This window comes from Buttiauxella izardii (assembly GCF_003601925.1).
Classification (GTDB): Bacteria; Pseudomonadota; Gammaproteobacteria; order Enterobacterales; family Enterobacteriaceae; genus Buttiauxella; species Buttiauxella izardii.
Window position 1 is genome coordinate 84,583 of record NZ_QZWH01000027.1, and the last position, 19,746, is coordinate 104,328.

Annotated in this window: 15 protein-coding genes; 14 read left to right on the forward strand and 1 reads right to left on the reverse strand. The window is 50.9% G+C overall.

Features of this window, described 5'->3' with window-relative positions:
* The first annotated feature begins 141 nt into the window (after positions 1-141).
* The 10 genes from cmk to D6029_RS12925 all read left to right on the forward strand — a co-directional run bounded on the left by cmk (position 142) and on the right by D6029_RS12925 (position 11,602).
* Entirely contained in the window at positions 142-828 is a 687-nt protein-coding gene (gene cmk, locus D6029_RS12880) for a (d)CMP kinase (RefSeq protein WP_115629807.1), read from the forward strand.
* Between the two features lie 195 nt (positions 829-1,023).
* A complete protein-coding gene (gene rpsA, locus D6029_RS12885) occupies positions 1,024-2,700 on the forward strand; it encodes a 30S ribosomal protein S1 (RefSeq protein WP_034456368.1) in 1,677 nt (558 codons plus the stop codon).
* A 90-nt stretch (positions 2,701-2,790) separates the two neighbouring features.
* Complete coding sequence (gene ihfB, locus D6029_RS12890; RefSeq protein WP_034494322.1) at positions 2,791-3,078, forward strand: integration host factor subunit beta; 288 nt, start codon at positions 2,791-2,793, stop codon at positions 3,076-3,078.
* A 202-nt stretch (positions 3,079-3,280) separates the two neighbouring features.
* Positions 3,281-5,551, forward strand: coding sequence for a ComEC family protein (locus D6029_RS12895; RefSeq protein ID WP_418230262.1), 2,271 nt, complete (start codon positions 3,281-3,283; stop codon positions 5,549-5,551).
* A gap of 36 nt (positions 5,552-5,587) precedes the next feature.
* Complete coding sequence (gene msbA / locus D6029_RS12900) at positions 5,588-7,336, forward strand: lipid A ABC transporter ATP-binding protein/permease MsbA (RefSeq protein ID WP_120065135.1); 1,749 nt, start codon at positions 5,588-5,590, stop codon at positions 7,334-7,336.
* Positions 7,333-8,316: a tetraacyldisaccharide 4'-kinase gene (lpxK, locus tag D6029_RS12905; protein WP_120065136.1), complete on the forward strand. Its 984-nt coding sequence runs from the start codon at positions 7,333-7,335 to the stop codon at positions 8,314-8,316. The genes msbA and lpxK overlap by 4 nt, the downstream gene beginning before the upstream one ends.
* A 51-nt stretch (positions 8,317-8,367) precedes the next feature.
* Positions 8,368-9,603, forward strand: coding sequence for a winged helix-turn-helix domain-containing protein (locus D6029_RS12910; protein ID WP_120065137.1), 1,236 nt, complete (start codon positions 8,368-8,370; stop codon positions 9,601-9,603).
* Positions 9,604-9,649: 46 nt separating this feature from the next.
* Positions 9,650-9,832 (forward strand): protein YcaR, encoded by a 183-nt coding sequence (gene ycaR, locus D6029_RS12915; protein WP_034456356.1) that lies wholly within the window; start codon positions 9,650-9,652, stop codon positions 9,830-9,832.
* Positions 9,829-10,575, forward strand: a complete 747-nt coding sequence (gene kdsB / locus D6029_RS12920) for a 3-deoxy-manno-octulosonate cytidylyltransferase (RefSeq protein WP_120065138.1) — start codon at positions 9,829-9,831, stop codon at positions 10,573-10,575. The genes ycaR and kdsB overlap by 4 nt, the downstream gene beginning before the upstream one ends.
* A 133-nt stretch (positions 10,576-10,708) precedes the next feature.
* Positions 10,709-11,602 (forward strand): YcbJ family phosphotransferase, encoded by an 894-nt coding sequence (locus D6029_RS12925; RefSeq protein ID WP_120065139.1) that lies wholly within the window; start codon positions 10,709-10,711, stop codon positions 11,600-11,602.
* Here D6029_RS12925 and elyC read toward each other — a convergent pair.
* Positions 11,582-12,358, reverse strand: coding sequence for an envelope biogenesis factor ElyC (gene elyC / locus D6029_RS12930; protein WP_120065140.1), 777 nt, complete (start codon positions 12,356-12,358; stop codon positions 11,582-11,584). The genes D6029_RS12925 and elyC overlap by 21 nt on opposite strands.
* A gap of 136 nt (positions 12,359-12,494) precedes the next feature.
* On the opposite strand from elyC, the gene cmoM reads away from it, so the two are divergent.
* From cmoM to mukB, 4 genes are read left to right on the forward strand one after another with little or no spacing between them, the layout of a single operon-like run.
* Positions 12,495-13,283: a tRNA uridine 5-oxyacetic acid(34) methyltransferase CmoM gene (gene cmoM / locus D6029_RS12935; RefSeq protein WP_120065141.1), complete on the forward strand. Its 789-nt coding sequence runs from the start codon at positions 12,495-12,497 to the stop codon at positions 13,281-13,283.
* Positions 13,276-14,598, forward strand: coding sequence for a chromosome partition protein MukF (gene mukF / locus D6029_RS12940; RefSeq protein ID WP_120065142.1), 1,323 nt, complete (start codon positions 13,276-13,278; stop codon positions 14,596-14,598). Before cmoM ends, mukF begins: the two co-directional genes overlap by 8 nt.
* Positions 14,579-15,295 carry a chromosome partition protein MukE gene (gene mukE / locus D6029_RS12945; protein WP_120065143.1) on the forward strand — a complete coding sequence of 239 codons (717 nt, stop codon included), beginning with the start codon at positions 14,579-14,581 and terminating at the stop codon, positions 15,293-15,295. Before mukF ends, mukE begins: the two co-directional genes overlap by 20 nt.
* Positions 15,292-19,740, forward strand: a complete 4,449-nt coding sequence (gene mukB / locus D6029_RS12950) for a chromosome partition protein MukB (protein ID WP_120065144.1) — start codon at positions 15,292-15,294, stop codon at positions 19,738-19,740. Before mukE ends, mukB begins: the two co-directional genes overlap by 4 nt.
* Positions 19,741-19,746 lie beyond the last annotated feature (6 nt).

Consider the following 19,746-nt stretch of genomic DNA (forward strand, 5'->3'; position numbering starts at 1 on the left):
TATGTCAAGTTGCGCAATTCTTCTACACTCAGTCCCATTAACGACGATAATTGGCAGGAAAGGTAACGGTCAGGATTCTGGCGGCGTATAATATGCGGCGTTTATATTTCAGGTCCGCAATTCCAGCGAGAGGAGAGTACGATGACGGCACCCGCCCCAGTAATAACGATTGATGGCCCAAGCGGCGCAGGTAAAGGCACGCTGTGTAAAGCCATGGCGGAAGCGTTGCAATGGCATCTGCTTGATTCTGGAGCGATTTATCGAGTGCTTGCATTAGCGGCCCTGCATCATCAGGTGGATGTGACATCTGAGGACGCACTGGTCCCGCTGGCCGCCCATCTTGATGTGCGTTTTGTGGCAAACAACGGCAACCTGGAAGTTATCCTCGAAGGGGAAGATGTCAGTGCCGAAATTCGCACACAGGAAGTGGCTAATGCTGCATCTCAAGTGGCTGCTTTTCCTCGTGTTCGTGAAGCGCTTTTACGCCGGCAACGTGCTTTCAGAGAAGCGCCTGGGTTGATTGCTGACGGACGTGACATGGGAACCGTCGTTTTCCCTGATGCACCGGTAAAAATATTCCTTGACGCCTCATCCGAAGAGCGCGCTCACAGGCGTATGCTACAGTTGCAGGAGAAGGGCTTTAGTGTTAACTTTGAGCGCCTTTTGGCAGAAATTAAAGAACGTGATGATCGTGACCGTAACCGTGCCGTTGCACCGTTAGTGCCAGCCGCAGATGCGTTGGTGCTGGATTCAACCAGCATGTCCATTGAAGAAGTCATCAAACAAGCGCTGACTTATGCGCAGAAAATTTTAACCCCAGCTCAATAGCGAATATTGAGCTGGGGTGTGTTTTGTCATATTTGTCAAGATATTGCCATAGTGGTATCCTGACATATCGGGTAGTTTCTTACCCCTGTAACCTAAACCCTGTCGGCATGGAGCCAATGGCGGGGTATGTGAAACAACCCCATTCGGCGGGATGCTAAATGGACGTTAAACTAAAGAACCTTGAAGATTAACAACATGACTGAATCTTTCGCTCAACTCTTTGAAGAATCCCTGAAAACAATCGAAACCCGTCCGGGTTCCATCGTTCGTGGCGTAGTAGTTGCTATCGACAAAGATATCGTACTGGTTGACGCTGGTCTGAAATCTGAGTCTGCAATTCCTGTAGAGCAGTTCAAAAATGCTGCTGGCGAACTGGAAATCCAGGTTGGTGACGAAGTTGATGTTGCTCTGGACGCTGTTGAAGATGGCTTTGGCGAAACTCTGCTGTCCCGTGAAAAAGCTAAGCGTCACGAAGCTTGGATCACGCTGGAAAAAGCTTACGAAGAAGCTGAAACTGTGGTCGGTATCATCAACGGCAAAGTTAAGGGTGGCTTCACTGTAGAGCTGAACGGTATTCGTGCGTTCCTGCCAGGTTCACTGGTAGATGTTCGTCCGGTACGTGACACTCTGCACCTGGAAGGCAAAGAGCTTGAGTTCAAAGTCATCAAGCTGGACCAGAAGCGTAACAACGTTGTTGTTTCTCGTCGTGCAGTTATCGAATCCGAAAACAGCGCAGAACGTGATCAACTGCTGGAAAACCTGCAAGAAGGCATGGAAGTTAAAGGTATCGTTAAGAACCTCACTGACTACGGTGCATTCGTTGATCTGGGCGGCGTTGACGGCCTGCTGCACATCACTGATATGGCATGGAAACGCGTTAAGCATCCAAGCGAAATCGTGAATGTTGGCGATGAAATTACCGTTAAAGTACTGAAGTTCGACCGTGAGCGTACTCGTGTGTCTCTGGGTCTGAAGCAACTGGGCGAAGATCCATGGGTCGCTATCGCTAAGCGTTATCCAGAAGGTACCAAACTGACTGGTCGCGTGACTAACCTGACTGATTACGGCTGCTTCGTAGAAATCGAAGAAGGCGTTGAAGGCCTGGTTCACGTTTCCGAAATGGATTGGACCAACAAAAACATCCACCCATCCAAAGTTGTTAACGTTGGTGATGTAGTGGAAGTTATGGTTCTGGATATCGACGAAGAACGTCGTCGTATCTCCCTGGGTCTGAAGCAGTGCAAATCTAACCCATGGCAGCTGTTCGCTGAAACCCACAACAAGGGCGACCGCGTTGAAGGTAAAATCAAGTCTATCACTGACTTCGGTATCTTCATCGGCCTGGACGGTGGCATCGACGGCCTGGTTCACCTGTCTGATATCTCCTGGAACGTTGCAGGCGAAGAAGCAGTTCGTGAATACAAGAAAGGCGACGAAATCGCGGCTGTGGTTCTGCAAGTTGACGCAGAACGTGAGCGTATCTCCCTGGGTGTTAAACAACTCGCAGAAGATCCGTTCAACAACTACGTTGCACTGAACAAGAAAGGTACTATCGTTACTGGTAAAGTAACAGCAGTAGACGCGAAAGGTGCTACAGTTGAATTAGCAGATGGCGTAGAAGGCTACCTGCGTGCTTCTGAAGCTTCCCGTGACCGCGTTGAAGATGCAACTCTGGTTCTGAGCGTAGGCGACGACGTTGAAGCTAAATTCACCGGCGTTGACCGTAAAAACCGTGTTGTGAGCCTGTCTGTTCGTGCTAAAGACGAAGCTGACGAGAAAGATGCAATCGCTACTGTTAACAACAAACAGGAAGATGCACCGAACTTCTCTAACGCTATGGCTGAAGCATTTAAAGCAGCTAAAGGCGAGTAATCGTCTGAGCACTAAATCAGGGCGGCTACGGCCGCCCTTGTTCGATTGATAGCTGTAAGTTAATTTTCCTGAAAGGAAACCGGAGGAATCATGACCAAGTCAGAATTGATAGAAAGACTGGCAACTTCGCAATCTCACATCCCGGCGAAAGCTGTAGAAGATGCAGTGAAAGAGATGCTGGAGCATATGGCCTCTACTCTCGCCCAAGGTGAGCGTATTGAAATCCGGGGTTTCGGCAGTTTTTCCTTACACTATCGCGCACCTCGCACCGGACGTAACCCTAAAACTGGCGATAAAGTGGATTTGGAAGGCAAATACGTTCCACACTTTAAACCAGGTAAAGAATTGCGTGACCGCGCCAATATTTACGGTAATTAAGTCTTCGGATTTAATCCTCAAGAACGGCACCTTCGGGTGCCGTTTTTTTATGCCTAAAATTTCTGTTTTCGAGCTAGCGCGCAAAATCGGTGAATGCTTTCTTAACGCCCTCAAGTTCTCTGGAACCCTCCTCGTAAAGCGAATAAACCCCGACTGACTCAAACCTGTAGATACCTCAGACTGCCCATAACAAGGAGGTACTTTGAGGAATCTAATCAGGCTGGGTTTTAGCATAATTATTGGCATCATTCCCCTAATGTGGTTGCCCACTATTCCTGGGGTAGCTGTGATTGCTGCACTGTTTATCGCTAGCTTGTGCGTTACATTCATCCCCGTGCGAGGGATGCGTTTTGTTGCAATTAGCCTGCTTTGTTTTTGTTGGGCACTTTTTAACGCCAGGCAAAGCCTGGTATCTTTTGAAAAGTGGACCGTCAAACCTGTGACCGTTGAAGCGCTGGTTGAACGGACTGATAACAAACAGAACCATGAATTGCAGATAGTCTCAGTGGGCGGAAAAACCATTTTCCCTTCCGTTGGGTTCAGAGTACGGGAAACTTACTTATCAAATCATGTTTGTGCAGGGCAACGTTGGCGCATGAAGGTGTCATTGCGACCCGTACATGGTCAACTTAATGAGGGTGGTTTTGATAGCCAGCGATATGCCATCGCAATGCACCAGCCCTTAAGCGCAAGAGTGATTTCCGCACAGCAAATGACTCAAAGGTGCAATCTGCGAGCGAGTTGGCTCTCGGCGGTAGAAAACGCAACTAAATCGTTACCTTATCAAGGCGTTATTATGGCTTTGGCATTTGGTGAACGCTCAGGGGTGAGTGACGAGCAAAAGAGCTTGTTACGCCAGAGCGGTACAGCTCATCTGATGGCAATTTCCGGAATGCATATTTCGCTGGCAGCCATGGTCGGCTGGTTAATTGCTCGCCTGGTGCAACTGACTTTCCCCGCCCATCGGATTCATTTCAGAATGCCGTTAATAGCCAGTGTGATAGCAGCTGGAGTTTATACCTGGCTGGCAGGAGGGAACCCTCCAGCGGTAAGAGCACTGATCGGCGTGGTTATCTGGTTATTGCTCAAGTTACAAGGCAGAAGTTGGTCTGGATGGGAGGTGTGGTTGTGTTGCATTGCCGGTATTTTGGTTTATGACCCGCTAACAGTGTTATCAGACAGTTTTTGGTTATCTGTACTGGCAGTGGCGGCGCTTATTTTTTGGTATCAATGGATGCCTCTTCCGCGAAGTGTGGCAACGGCTCGATGGTTTTATCGCTATCCGCTTGCATTACTGCACCTACAAATAGGCATTATGTTGTTACTGATGCCACTACAAATTTTTATCTTTCACGGAATCAGCCTCAGTGCGCTATTTGCCAACCTGTTTGCGGTGCCGCTGATTTCATTTGCGGTTGTCCCATTGTTGCTTGCGGGATTAGTGCTTACCCCTATTCCGTGGATAGGTGAGCAACTATGGTGGTTAGTTGACCGCTTATTAGCACTATTATTCCTGGCGTTAAAACTTTTGCCAGACGGTTGGCTGAACATCGATAAACGTTTCCAGGCACTCAGTGTGAGCGGTTGGGTGATTGTTGTTATCCATCGCTTATCTCTGTGGAGAAACTCGTTTATATCTGTAGCGGCTCTGATTTTTTCGTTGGCAGTCTCTACTATGCGAGTAGAGGAAAAAGAGGATTCATGGCAAGTCGTTATGCTGGATGTGGGGCATGGGCTGGCGATCGCCATAATCAAGCAAGGGAAAGTCTTTTTATATGACACAGGGAATGCCTGGCCTGGCGGGGACGCGGCTCAACAGGTGATTATTCCATGGCTGCGCTGGCATCATTTGTCTCTCGAACAAGTGGTGATTAGTCACGAACATCTAGACCATCGCGGTGGTTTAATCAGTCTGCAAAGGGAATGGCCTGCTGTAAATATTCGCAGCCCGCTACATTGGGCGGGGCATCACTCTTGTTTTCAAGGTGATGAATGGCAATGGCAGAAATTACAGTTCTCTGTACTCTGGCCGCCGAAGGGATCAACCATCACCGGTAACAATGGATCGTGCGTGATGATGGTTAGCGACGGGCATTTTCGAATTTTATTAACCGGAGATGTGGAAGCTGAGGCGGAATTGGCTATGCTCAAGAGGCGATGGGGCATCTTACATGCTGATATTATTCAGGTACCTCATCATGGCAGTCGAACATCTTCTGGTGCACCTTTGTTACGAGCGGTCGCTGGAGCTGCTGCACTTGCTTCAACATCGCGCTATAACGCATGGCATTTACCTTCAGGTAAAGTCGTTAAGCGCTATCAGTCGCAGGGGTACACCTGGTACGACACTGCGCAATCAGGCCAACTCACTATCGATATAAATAGTGATAAATGGCAAATCAATAGCTTCAGAGCTCAAATTTCACCCCGTTGGTATCATCAGTGGTTTGGTGTATCTCGGGATAATGGGTAGAATATGCGGCTATTTCATCTAATGCTGGTTTACTGAATGCATAACGATAAAGATCTTTCCACATGGCAGACCTTCCGCCGCCTTTGGCCGATGATTGTTCCTTTCAGGCCGGGTCTGATTGTGGCTGGTATTGCGCTAATCCTTAACGCTGCCAGTGATACCTATATGCTGTCTTTACTCAAACCGTTACTGGATGATGGTTTTGGAAAAGCCGATAAATCGGTTTTGATATGGATGCCGTTAGTCGTCATTGCACTAATGGTGCTGCGTGGCGTAACAAGTTACATCTCTAGTTACTGCATCTCCTGGGTTTCAGGGAATGTGGTAATGAACATGCGTCGTCGTTTGTTCAGCCATATGATGGGAATGCCTGTTTCGTTCTTTGATCAACAGTCCACAGGTACGCTGCTGTCACGTATAACCTATGATTCTGAACAGGTCGCTTCGTCATCTTCTAGCGCGCTGATTACGGTTGTTCGTGAAGGTGCGTCAATCATCGGCCTGTTCGTACTGATGTTCTGGTACAGCTGGCAGCTTTCTTTGATTCTGATTGTGCTGGCACCTATCGTTTCCTTTGCTATTCGCTTCGTTTCAAAGCGTTTCCGTAATATCAGCAAAAATATGCAGAACACGATGGGGCAAGTGACAACCAGCGCAGAGCAAATGCTGAAAGGCCATAAAGAAGTTCTGATCTTCGGCGGCCAGGAAGTTGAAACCGAACGTTTCAATAAAGTCAGTAACCGTATGCGTTTACAGGGTATGAAACTGGTTTCTGCATCATCAATTTCTGACCCTATTATTCAGCTTATTGCGTCTCTGGCTCTGGCTTTCGTGATTTATGCGGCAAGTTTCCCAAGCGTGATGGAAACGCTGACTGCGGGTACGATTACCGTGGTGTTCTCATCCATGATTGCCCTGATGCGTCCGCTGAAATCACTGACTAACGTCAATGCCCAGTTCCAACGCGGTATGGCGGCATGTCAGACACTGTTCTCTATCCTGGATACAGAGCAAGAGAAAGACACCGGGACTCGCGTGATTGACCGCGCTAAAGGTGATGTTGAATTCCGTGACGTGACCTTTACCTACCCGGGTCGTGATGTGCCTGCGCTGCGCAACATCAGCCTCAATATTCCTGCTGGTAAGACAGTGGCATTGGTTGGGCGCTCAGGTTCGGGTAAATCGACCATCGCCAGCCTGATGACGCGTTTTTACGATGTACAGGAAGGGAACATTACGATTGACGGTGTGGATATACGTGAATACACCCTGTCGTCATTACGTAATCAAGTTGCCCTTGTTTCGCAAAATGTTCATTTGTTCAATGACACAGTCGCGAACAACATCGCCTATGCGCGTACCGATCAGTACAGTCGCGAAGACATCGAGAAAGCTGCGCGTATGGCTTATGCCATGGACTTTATCAGTAAAATGGATAATGGCCTGGATACCGTCATTGGTGAAAATGGTGTGTTGCTCTCAGGCGGCCAGCGCCAGCGTATCGCCATTGCGCGTGCATTATTACGTGATAGCCCAATTCTGATTCTGGATGAAGCAACGTCAGCGCTGGATACCGAATCTGAACGCGCTATCCAGTCTGCGCTGGATGAACTGCAAAAAAACCGTACTTCTTTGGTCATTGCTCATCGCTTATCAACCATTGAACAGGCTGATGAAATTGTAGTGGTCGAAGACGGTATTATTGTGGAACGTGGCCCGCACGCAGAGCTGATTGAGCACAGAGGTGTTTACGCGCAACTGCATCGGATGCAATTCGGTTCATGATTGAACGCATTTGGGCGGGGAAATCTCCCCTCTATCTTTTGCTTTTACCGCTCTCCTGGCTTTATGGCCTGGTGAGCGGTGCTATCCGTCTAAGTTATCGACTCGGGTTAAAAACAAGCTGGCGCGCACCTGTGCCCGTGGTCGTCGTCGGTAATCTGACTGCAGGCGGGAACGGTAAAACTCCGGTTGTTATTTGGTTGGTCGAACAACTGCAACAGCGCGGCATACGCGTTGGAGTGGTTTCACGTGGCTATGGTGGCAAAGCAGAAAGTTATCCGTTGTTGCTCGACCAAAGCACCACGACTGACCAGGCGGGTGATGAACCGGTACTTATTTATCAGCGTACCCATGCTGCAGTAGCTGTGGCACCACGGCGCAGTGATGCAGTAAAAATGCTGGTGGAAAAAGTACAGCCACAACTGATTATTACTGACGACGGATTACAGCATTACGCACTAGCGCGTGATAAAGAAATTGTCGTCATTGATGGTGTCAGACGATTTGGTAACGGCTGGTGGTTGCCTGCTGGGCCAATGCGTGAGCGAGCAGGGCGTTTGGCTTCTGTCGATGCCATCATCACTAATGGTGGTGATGCCAAAACGGGAGAAATCTCGATGGCCCTTCACCCAGGTGATGCAGTTAATTTGTTGACGGGTGAACGCCGCCCGGTCAACACGCTGGAAAATGTGGTCGCGATGGCAGGTATCGGCCATCCTCCACGCTTTTTTGCCACGTTACGGCAATGTGGTGTAACTCCGCTCGAAACGGTTAGCCTGGCAGACCATCAGGCTCTTAGCGAAAGCGACGTAGTAAAACTTGTTCAGGCGCAGCAAACCTTGCTAATGACTGAGAAGGATGCCGTCAAATGCCGTGCATTCGTTGAGGGTCATGATAACTGGTGGTATTTGCCTGTCGATGCGCAGTTGGCGCAGCCTCAGGCTGATGAATTATTGCAGTCATTATTGGCGCTGGTGCGATAAGAGTTCTTTAGCGCACCAGATTTCAAGTTTGCCGACGACAGGTATTCTTTCATGTCTGTACCGCAACTGACTCTACGTGCCGCACGTCATCTTCATCTTGCAGCACAAGGCTTATTACAAAAACCTCGCCATTCAGCCAAACCTTCCGATGTTACAGCGGCGATTTCTCGCATGTCGCTGCTTCAGATTGACACTATCAATATTGTCGCACGTAGCCCTTATCTGGTCTTATTTAGCCGCATCGGCAGCTATCCGCAAAACTGGCTAGATGACGCTCTACTCAGCGGCGAACTCATGGAGTATTGGGCGCATGAAGCCTGCTTTTTGCCGAGAAAAGATTTCGCTTTGATACGCCATCGGATGCTGAATCCAGAAAAAATGGGCTGGAAATATCGCCCTGAATGGATGGGTGAGCATGCCGAAGAAATCGCAAAACTATTAACTCATATTGAGATCCATGGGCCGGTACGCTCTGCGGATTTTGAACATCCGCGTAAAGGCGCTGGCGGGTGGTGGGAATGGAAACCGCATAAAAAACACCTGGAAGGTTTGTTCACTGCCGGGAAAGTGATGGTGGTTGAGAGGCGCAATTTTCAGCGGGTGTACGATCTCACTTCGCGAGTGATGCCGCACTGGAACGACGATTTGCATCTCATTCATCAGCAAGATGCGGAACAACAAATGCTGGAAAACAGCGCCCGTAGTCTCGGTATTTTCCGCCCGGAATGGCTGGCTGATTATTATCGGTTAAAGAATATTTCGCTCAAACCGCTGCTGGCGCAATGGCAAGAGAAAGGGATTGTTACTTCGGTAGATGTTGAAGGTCTTGGGGAGATGTGGCTGCATCACGACCAGTTTTCGCTGATGGAAAAAGCTGAGAAAAACACCTTACGCGCCACGCATAGTGCGGTGCTCTCACCGTTCGACCCCGTGGTTTGGGATCGTAAACGCGCCGAAGCGCTATTTGGATTCTCGTATCGCCTCGAATGTTACACCCCGGCGGAAAAACGCAAATACGGTTACTTTGTGCTTCCACTCCTGCACAACGGGGCTTTAGTCGGGCGCATCGATGCAAAAATGCATCGCAAAACCGGCGAACTGGAAATTATTAGTCTCTATCTTGAGGATGGAGTCAAACCGGGTCAGCCATTAATCAATGGATTGCATACGGCACTGACAGATTTTGCTCAATGGCAAAGTGCGAACCGGATTCACCTTGGGAATATTCCCGCTGCTTTGGCATCCGCATGGGGCGAAGGCTGGGAAATTAGCCCGGCGCGCGCGTGAGTTATGTTATTCTGTTGCCTTTGATGGCAGCCATTCTGGAGTAACCATGGATCATCGATTACTTGAAATCATCGCTTGCCCGGTATGTAACGGCAAGCTCTACTTTAATCAGGAAAAGCAGGAGCTTATCTGCAAACCTGATCACCTGGCGTTTCCTCTGCGCGATGGTATTCCCGTGCTGCTGGAGACCGAAGCTCGAGTTCTGACTTCTGACGAGAAAAATCCATGAGTTTTGTGGCAATCATTCCCGCTCGCTACGCATCTACCCGCTTGCCGGGCAAACCGTTAAAAGACATTAACGGCAAACCGATGGTCGTTCACGTAATGGAACGGGCTCGTGAATCGGGTGCCGAACGTATCATTGTTGCGACCGATCACGAAGAAGTCGCTCGTGCGGTTGAAGCGGCTGGCGGTGAAGTCTGTATGACCCGCGCTGATCACCAGTCTGGCACCGAACGTCTTGCTGAAGTCATTGAAAAATGCGGCTTTAGCGATGACACCGTGATTGTGAATGTGCAAGGCGATGAGCCGATGATCCCTCCGGCTATTATTAGTCAGGTTGCCAGCAATCTGGCGAACAGCGAGGCGGGAATGGCAACACTTGCTGTGCCAATTGATTCTGCGGAAGAAGCGTTTAACCCGAATGCTGTAAAAGTGGTGATGGACGCGCAGGGCTACGCGCTCTATTTCTCCCGTGCGACGATTCCATGGGACAGAGACCGTTTCGCACAATCGCGTGAAACCATTGGTGACTCCCTGCTGCGCCACATTGGCATCTACGGCTATCGCGCCGGTTTTATCCGCCGTTATGTGACCTGGGAACCGAGCCAGCTCGAACAAATCGAAATGCTCGAACAGCTACGCGTATTGTGGAATGGTGAAAAAATCCATGTCGCAGTCGCCAAAGAAATCCCGAGTATTGGCGTGGATACGCCCGAAGATTTGGAACGCGTACGCCAGGCGATGCGTTAAATCTTTTCCCCCCTTAAAAACCGGTGCCCAGCGCCGGTTTTTTATTATCCTCAGTCAAATTGATCTGAATGGATGACATCCTGCGTTCGCAAGCTCATTATAAAAACACCAGTGTTGTAAGGGGTAATGAGTCATGGAGTTGCTACGCAAGGAATTGAGTCATCTGCTGGGTGAAAAACTAAGCCGGATTGAGTGCATCAATGAACAGCCAAACACTGCTTTGTGGTCGCTGTATGACAGTGACGGCAATGCGATGTCGCTACTGGCAAAAAGTTTTAGTACTCCGGGTGTTGCTGCTCAGTTAGCCTGGAAAATGTCGATGCTTGCGCGTTCTGGCACCGTGCGAATGCCTGTGGTTTATGGTGTTGTGACTCACGATGACACGCCAGGTCCTGATGTGCTGTTAATGGAGCGCTTGCGTGGCGTGCCCGTTGAAGCGCCCACCCGCACACCAGACCGCTGGGAGCATCTCAAAGATCAAATCGTTGAGGGCCTGCTGGCCTGGCATCGCGTTGACAGCCGCGGCTGCGTCGGAAATGTCGATAACACTCAAGAAAATATCTGGCCTTCATGGTATCGGCAGCGCGTCGAAACGCTATGGGCAACCATCAATCAATATCCCAATAATGGCCTGACGATGCAGGATCGGCGCATTCTGTTTCGCACTCGGGAATGCTTGCCACGTATGTTCGAAGGTTTCAACGACAACTGCGTGCTGGTTCATGGCAACTTTACGCTTAGCAGCATGCTAAAAGATGGGCGCAGCGATCAGTTATTGGCGATGGTTAACCCGGGGATGACGCTTTGGGCACCGCGCGAATATGAAATATTCCGACTGTTTGAAGCAGGGCAGTCTGAAAGCCTGCTGTGGCATTATTTGCAACGCGCGCCAGTAGCGGAGTCGTTCTTATGGCGGCGCTGGCTTTATGTACTGTGGGATGGGGTCGCGCAGTTGCTACAGACGGGCCGGTTAAATCGACCCGCCTTTGATGTGGCAGCGAAAAACTTACTGCCCTGGCTCTCCTGACGAGCCTTTCATCCATTGCCAAATGCGACCCAGGGTTTCATAAATAGCGCGGTCGCTATGAGATAACCAAAGTGGCGACGGGATAATACGTTCCCAGGGATTGAGCGGTGACTCAATCGCCAGTTGGTTTGAAGGTGCCGGAAGCGGGTGCAAACCTGCATGTTGGAAGAAGATCATCGCACGTGGCAGATGAGAAGCTGAAGTCACCAGTAAGAACGGCTGCTGCCCAATGGCTTTTGCCACCGCAGCCGCTTCTTCTTCGGTGTCTTTTGGCGAGTCCAACGTGATGATATCTGAGCGAGGAACACCCAAACTTTCTGCCACTCTCGCTCCCGCTTCAGCCGTACTGACTGGATTCGTCATCGCTCGGGCACCGGTGAAAATCAGCTTCGCCCCAGGGTTTTCCTGCCATAACCGAATGCCTTCAGTCACGCGCGGCAAACTATTATTGATGAGATTGGAACTCGGCGCCCAATCTGGGTTCCACGTATAACCACCGCCTAAAACCACGATGTATTCTACTTTTTCACTCCCGCGCCAGGTCGGGTACACCTCTTCGATAGGCTTGAGCATTTTATCGGCCACCGGCTGTAGGCTAATCAGCAGCAAAACTAACCAACTCACGCTTAACAATGCTTTCGCACTTCTTTGCCAGCGGGTGAACCACAACAAGCAAAGCGCCGCGCCCATCATTAATAATAAAAAAGGTAAGGGCAGTAGCAGTCCACCGATAAATTTTTTCAGGATAAAAAGCATGAATTATGGGTCCTTTTTTAGCCATACAGCAGGTAAACGCGGGTGATATTACACCAGATGGGTTCATTCTTGCCTCGGCTGTGCCAAAATACCCACTTATCTCGGACAATCCCTTTTCCCCCATGGAGCCGTACCCGTGCGTGACCGCAATTTTGACGACATTGCTGAGAAGTTCTCACGCAACATTTACGGTACAACCAAAGGACAACTTCGCCAGGCGATCTTATGGCAAGATCTGGATGCTTTGCTGTCCGTTCTGCCTGAGAAGTTACGGGTTCTGGACGCGGGTGGAGGTGAGGGGCAAACCGCCTGTGGTCTTGCTGAACGCGGCCATGAAGTTCTGCTTTGCGATGTTTCTGCGGAAATGATCTCACGCGCTCAGGCGCAGGCCTGTGAGAAAGGTGTGAGCGAGAACATGCATTTCGTACATTCCTCCGCCCAGGATATTGGTCAACATTTGGAAAAGCCGGTTGATCTGATATTGTTTCACGCGGTGCTGGAATGGGTCGTTGACCCACAAGCCGTACTCAAAACGCTGTGGGATTGCCTCGCACCCGGCGGTGCTCTATCCCTGATGTTCTACAATGCTAACGGTTTGCTGATGCGAAACATGTTTGTCGGCAACTTTGAATACGTGCTTCAGGGCATGAAAAAGAATAAACGGAAGACTCTGTCGCCTGACAATCCGCTACAGCCAGAACAGGTGTATCACTGGCTGGAGCAAATTGGCTGGCAGATTACCGGGAAAACCGGTGTGCGAGTGTTCCACGACTACTTGCGCGATAAACACAAACAACGCGATGGTTTTGAGAATTTGCTTGAACTGGAAACGCGTTATTGCCGTCAGGAGCCCTTTGTGAGCCTTGGCCGCTATATCCACGTCACCGCTATCAAGCCGCTTGAGCCAAGGAAAAATTATGAGTGATGTTTCCCAGACAGTGCCGGAACTGGTTGCCTGGGCCAGGAAAAATGACTACTCGATTTCACTGCCGACAGAGCGCCTGACGTTCTTGTTGGCGATCGCCACCTTAAACGGTGAGCGACTTGACGGTGAAATGAGTGAAGGCGAACTGATCGACGCTTTCCGCCATGTGAGCGAAGGTTTTGATCAAACCAGCGAAACGATCAGCGTTCGTGCCAATAACGCCATCAATGACATGGTGCGCCAGCGTTTAATCAACCGTTTTGTCAGCGAAATCAATGAAGGCAATGCGATTTACCGCCTGACGCCGCTCGGCATTGGCATTACCGATTACTACATCCGCCAGCGTGAGTTTTCTACGCTGCGCTTGTCCATGCAGTTGTCGATCGTCGGTGGTGAACTTAAACGCGCCGCAGACTCTGCGGATGAAGGCGGTGACGAATTCCACTGGCACCGCAACGTGTTTGCGCCACTGAAATACTCCGTTGCTGAGATTTTCGACAGTATCGATCTCACCCAGCGCATCATGGATGAACACCAGCAACAGGTTAAAGATGACATCGCGCAGTTGCTGAACAAAGACTGGCGTGCCGCCATTTCCAGCTGTGAAATGCTGCTGTCCGAAACTTCCGGCACGCTTCGTGAATTGCAGGACACCCTTGAAGCTGCGGGCGATAAACTCCAGGCCAACTTACTGCGTATTCAGGACTCGATTCTGGGGCGTGAAGACCTGCACTTTGTTCACCGTCTGGTCTTTGATTTGCAAAGCAAACTCGACCGTATCGTCAGTTGGGGCCAGCAGGCTATCGACTTGTGGATTGGTTATGACCGCCACGTTCATAAATTCATTCGTACCGCCATCGACATGGATAAAAACCGCGTCTTTGCGCAACGTCTGCGCGTTTCGGTACAAAACTATTTCGATGCACCGTGGGCGCTGACTTACGCTAACGCCGATCGTCTTCTGGATATGCGCGACGAAGAAATGACGCTGCGCGACGATGAAGTGATGGGCGAATTGCCAACTGACCTGGAATTCGAAGAGTTTAATGAAATCCGCGAACAGCTCGCAGCACTTATCGAAGCTGCACTTCAGGTCTACAAAACCAGACAAGTACCGCTAGATTTAGGCGTAGTGATGCGTGACTATCTGGCGCAATACCCACGCGCCCGCCATTTCGATGTGGCGAGAATCGTAGTCGACCAGGCAGTTCGTCTGGGTGTGGCTGAAGCAGACTTTACTGGCTTGCCGCCGCAGTGGCAGGCAATTAACGATTACGGAGCCAAGGTACAGGCGCATGTCATCAACAAATATTGAAAAAGTGATGCCAGTTAAACTGGCACAGGCGTTGGCCAATCCGTTATTTCCGGCACTCGACAGTCAATTACGTTCCGGCCGGCACGTAGGGCTTGATGAACTGGATAATCATGCTTACTTGATGGATTTCCAGGATGAACTGGAAGAGTTTTACACCCGCTATAACGTGGAACTGATTCGTGCGCCGGAAGGTTTCTTCTATTTGCGCCCGCGTTCCACCACGCTGATTCCTCGCTCGGTATTATCCGAGGTGGACATGATGGTCGGTAAAATTCTTTGTTACCTCTATCTCAGCCCGGAACGTCTGGCTAACGAAGGTATTTTCACCCAGGCAGAGTTGTACGACGAACTGTTGACGCTGGCGGATGAAAGCAAGTTGCTTAAGCTTGTGAACAACCGATCCACCGGCTCTGATCTCGACCGCCAAAAGCTGCAAGAAAAAGTCCGCGCTTCTTTAACCCGTTTACGTCGCCTCGGCATGATCTGGTTTATGGGCCACGACAGCAGCAAATTCCGCATTACCGAATCCGTATTCCGCTTTGGCGCCGATGTGCGCGCCGGTGACGATGCGCGCGAAGCGCAATTACGCATGATCCGCGATGGAGAAGCGATGCCGGTTGAAACACGTTTGCAGCTCAATGATGAAACAGAAGAGTCGCAAACCGCCCAGGATAACGCGGAGGATGAACAGGAATGATTGAACGCGGAAAGTTTCGCTCACTAACGCTGATTAACTGGAATGGTTTCTTCGCGCGTACTTTTGATTTAGATGAACTGGTTACCACGCTTTCGGGCGGTAATGGTGCCGGTAAATCCACCACCATGGCGGCGTTCGTTACCGCACTGATCCCCGATTTAACGTTGCTGCACTTCCGTAACACCACCGAAGCGGGGGCGACATCTGGCTCACGCGATAAAGGTCTGCACGGTAAATTAAAAGCGGGCGTCTGTTACTCGCTACTGGATGTGGTCAACTCACGCAACCAGCGTGTGGTTGTCGGTGTGCGCCTGCAACAAGTGGCAGGACGCGACCGCAAAGTCGATATCAAGCCGTTTGCCATTCAGGGTTTGCCGTCTTCTATTCAGCCAACGCAATTGCTGACGGAAACCATCAATGAGCGCCAGGCGCGCGTATTGAGCCTGCAAGAACTGAAAGACAAAGTGGAAGCCATCGAAGGCGTTCAGTTTAAACAGTTCAACTCGATTACCGATTACCACTCGCTGATGTTCGATTTGGGCATCGTTGCGCGTCGTCTGCGCAGTGCGTCGGATCGTAGCAAGTTCTATCGTCTTATCGAAGCCTCGCTGTACGGCGGGATTTCCAGCGCCATCACCCGTTCACTGCGCGACTATTTGCTGCCAGAAAACGGCGGCGTGCGTAAAGCCTTCCAGGACATGGAAGCGGCACTGCGCGAAAACCGCATGACGCTGGAAGCGATTCGCGTCACTCAGTCAGATCGCGACCTGTTTAAGCATTTGATCTCCGAAGCCACCAACTACGTGGCAGCGGACTACATGCGTCACGCCAACGAACGCCGCATTCACCTGGATAAAGCGCTCGAATTCCGTCGCGAATTGTTGACCAGCCGTAAACAACTGGCTGCCGAACAATACAAACACGTCGAAATGGCGCGTGAGTTGGCCGAACACAGCGGTGCGGAAGGGGATCTGGAAACGGATTATCAGGCGGCCAGTGACCACCTGAACCTGGTGCAAACGGCGATTCGCCAGCAGGAAAAAATCGAGCGTTACGAAGCTGACCTCGATGAACTGCAAATGCGCCTGGAAGAGCAAAATGAAATAGTTGCGGAAGCTTCTGAGCAACAAGAAGAAAACGAAGCCCGCGCCGAAGCCGCTGAACTGGAAGTCGATGAGCTGAAAAGCCAGCTTGCGGATTACCAGCAAGCACTGGATGTGCAGCAGACTCGTGCGATTCAGTATCAACAAGCATTGCAGGCACTTGAGCGCGCACGTTCGCTGTGCCATCTACCGGACTTAACCGCTGAAAGCGCGGAAGAGTGGCTGGAAACCTTCCAGGCCAAAGAGCAGGAAACCACTGAAAACCTGCTCAATCTTGAGCAGAAAATGAGTGTGGCACAAACGGCGCACAGCCAGTTTGAGCACGCTTATCAGTTGGTGACCGCGATTAATGGCCCGGTGAGCCGCAGCGAAGCCTGGAGTGTGGCGCGTGAATTACTGCGCGACAGCAACAACCAGCGCCACCTGATGGAACAAGTCCAGCCGTTGCGCGCGCGCCTCAACGAACTTGAGCAGCGCCTGCGTGAGCAGCAAGAAGCCGAACGGATGTTTGCGGAATTCTGCAAACGCCAGGGCAAACACTTTGATCCTGAAGATCTGGAAGTGTTGCATGATGAGCTTTCTGAGCGCATCGAAACCTTGCAGCAGCGTGTTTCGGATGCCAGCGATCAGCGTGCTAACTTGCGTCAGGAACAAGAGCAAATTCAGGCTCGTATCAAACGCCTGCAGCAGCGCGCACCGATTTGGTTGGCTGCGCAAACCAGCCTGACTCAGTTGTGCGAGCAAAGCCACGAGCAATTCGAAAGCAGCCAGCAAGTTACTGAATACATGCAGCAACTGCTTGAGCGCGAACGTGAAGTCACCGTTGAACGTGACGAAGTTGGCGCACGTAAACGCGCTATCGATGAAGAAATCGAACGCCTGAGCCAACCTGGCGGTGCCGAAGATTCGCGTCTGAATGCGCTGGCGGAACGTTTTGGCGGCGTGTTGCTGTCAGAAATTTATGACGACATCAGTCTTGATGACGCACCGTACTTCTCGGCGTTGTACGGCCCATCGCGTCACGCCATCGTCGTGCCAGATTTATCGCTGGTGCGCGAGCAACTGGATAATCTGGAAGATTGCCCGGAAGATCTGTATCTGATTGAAGGGGACCCGTCTTCCTTCGATGATAACGTGTTTACCGTTGAAGAGCTGAATGCCGCTGTTCTGGTGAAAACCGCCGAGCGCCAGTGGCGTTATTCTCGCTTGCCTGAACTGCCGATTTTTGGCCGTGCAGCGCGTGAAAACCGCCTCGAAAACCTGCATGCAGAACGTGAAACTCTGGCTGAGCGTTTTGCCACGCTGTCGTTTGACGTTCAGAAATCCCAGCGTTTGCACCAGGCGTTTAGCCGTTTCATCGGCCAGCATCTGGGTGTGGCTTTCGACGCCGATCCAGAAGCAGAAATCCGCCAGCTCAACACCCGCCGTGGTGAAGTTGAACGCGCAATCAGCAATCATGAAAACGACAACCAGCAGCAACGTCAGCAATACGAGCAGGCGAAAGAGGGCGTTGACCAACTTAACCGCCTGTTGCCGCGTATTAGTTTGCTGAACGACGAAACGCTGGCTGACCGTTGTGATGAAATCCGTGAACGTCTGGACGAAGCCGACGAAGCCGCGCGTTTCCTGCATCAGTTTGGCAATCAACTGGTGAAACTCGAAGCTGTGGCGTCAGTGCTGCAAAGCGACCCGGAACAGTTCGAGCAGTTAAAAGAAGATTATCAGTACGCTCAACAAGTGCAGCGTGATGCGCGCCAGCAGGCGTTTGCATTGACTGAAGTGGTGCAGCGTCGCACACACTTTAGCTACTCAGACTCCGCTGCAATGTTGGATGGCAACAGCGATTTAAACGAGAAACTGCGCCGTCGCCTGGAGCAAGCCGAAGGTGAACGTACCCGCTCCCGTGAAGCCCTGCGTAGCCACGCGCAGCAACTGAGTCAGTTCAGCCAGTTAATGGCCTCGCTGAAAAGCTCCTTTGATACCAAAAAAGAGCTGCTCACCGATCTGCACAAAGAGTTACAGGATATCGGCGTTCGTGCCGATCTCGGCGCTGAAGAGCGTGCTCGCTCACGTCGCGACGAATTACACACCGCTTTGAGCACCAACCGTTCCCGCCGTAATCAGCTCGAAAAAGCGCTGACGATGTGTGAAGCGGAGATGAGCAACCTGACCCGTAAACTGAAACAACTGGAACGCAGCTATTTCGAAATGCGCGAACAGGTTGTGACAGCGAAAGCAGGTTGGTGCGCCGTGATGCGTATGGTGAAAGAAAACGGCGTCGAGCGTCGTTTACACCGCCGTGAGCTGGCTTATGTTACCGGCGATGAGCTGCGTTCTATCTCGGATAAAGCGTTGGGTTCATTGCGCCTGGCGGTGGCGGATAACGAACACCTGCGCGATGTATTGCGCCTGTCAGAAGATCCAAAACGCCCGGAACGTAAGATTCAGTTCTTTGTCGCGGTTTATCAGCATCTTCGTGAACGTATTCGTCAGGATATTATTCGCACCGACGATCCGGTTGAAGCCATCGAGCAGATGGAGATTGAGCTGGGCCGTCTGACCGAAGAGTTAACCTCACGCGAGCAGAAACTGGCGATCAGTTCCCGCAGCGTGGCGAATATTATTCGCAAGACGATTCAGCGCGAACAGAACCGTATTCGTATGCTCAACCAGGGCCTACAAAGTGTGTCGTTCGGCCAGGTCAACAGTGTGCGTTTGAATGTGAACGTGCGCGAAACCCATGCCATGTTGCTTGATGTGCTTTCAGAACAACACGAGCAGCATCAGGACTTGTTTAACAGCAACCGCCTGAGTTTCTCTGAAGCATTAGCGAAACTGTACCAACGCCTGAATCCGCAAATTGATATGGGCCAGCGCACGCCGCAAACCATCGGTGAAGAACTGCTCGATTACCGTAACTACCTCGAAATGGAAGTAGAAGTAAACCGGGGTTCAGATGGCTGGTTACGTGCGGAAAGTGGCGCGTTATCGACTGGTGAAGCTATCGGTACGGGGATGTCGATTTTGGTCATGGTCGTTCAAAGCTGGGAAGAAGAGTCGCGTCGCTTGCGCGGCAAAGACATTTCTCCATGCCGTTTGCTGTTCCTCGATGAGGCGGCACGACTGGATGCGAAGTCCATTGCGACGCTGTTCGAGCTGTGCGAACGCCTTGAAATGCAACTGATCATTGCAGCGCCAGAGAACATTAGCCCGGAAAAAGGCACCACTTATAAGCTAGTACGTAAGGTTGTTCAGAACCATGAACACGTTCACGTTGTCGGTCTCAGAGGCTTTGCACCACCGCTTCCCGAGCCGGTAGCCGATACACAAGACGCATCATAAAATACG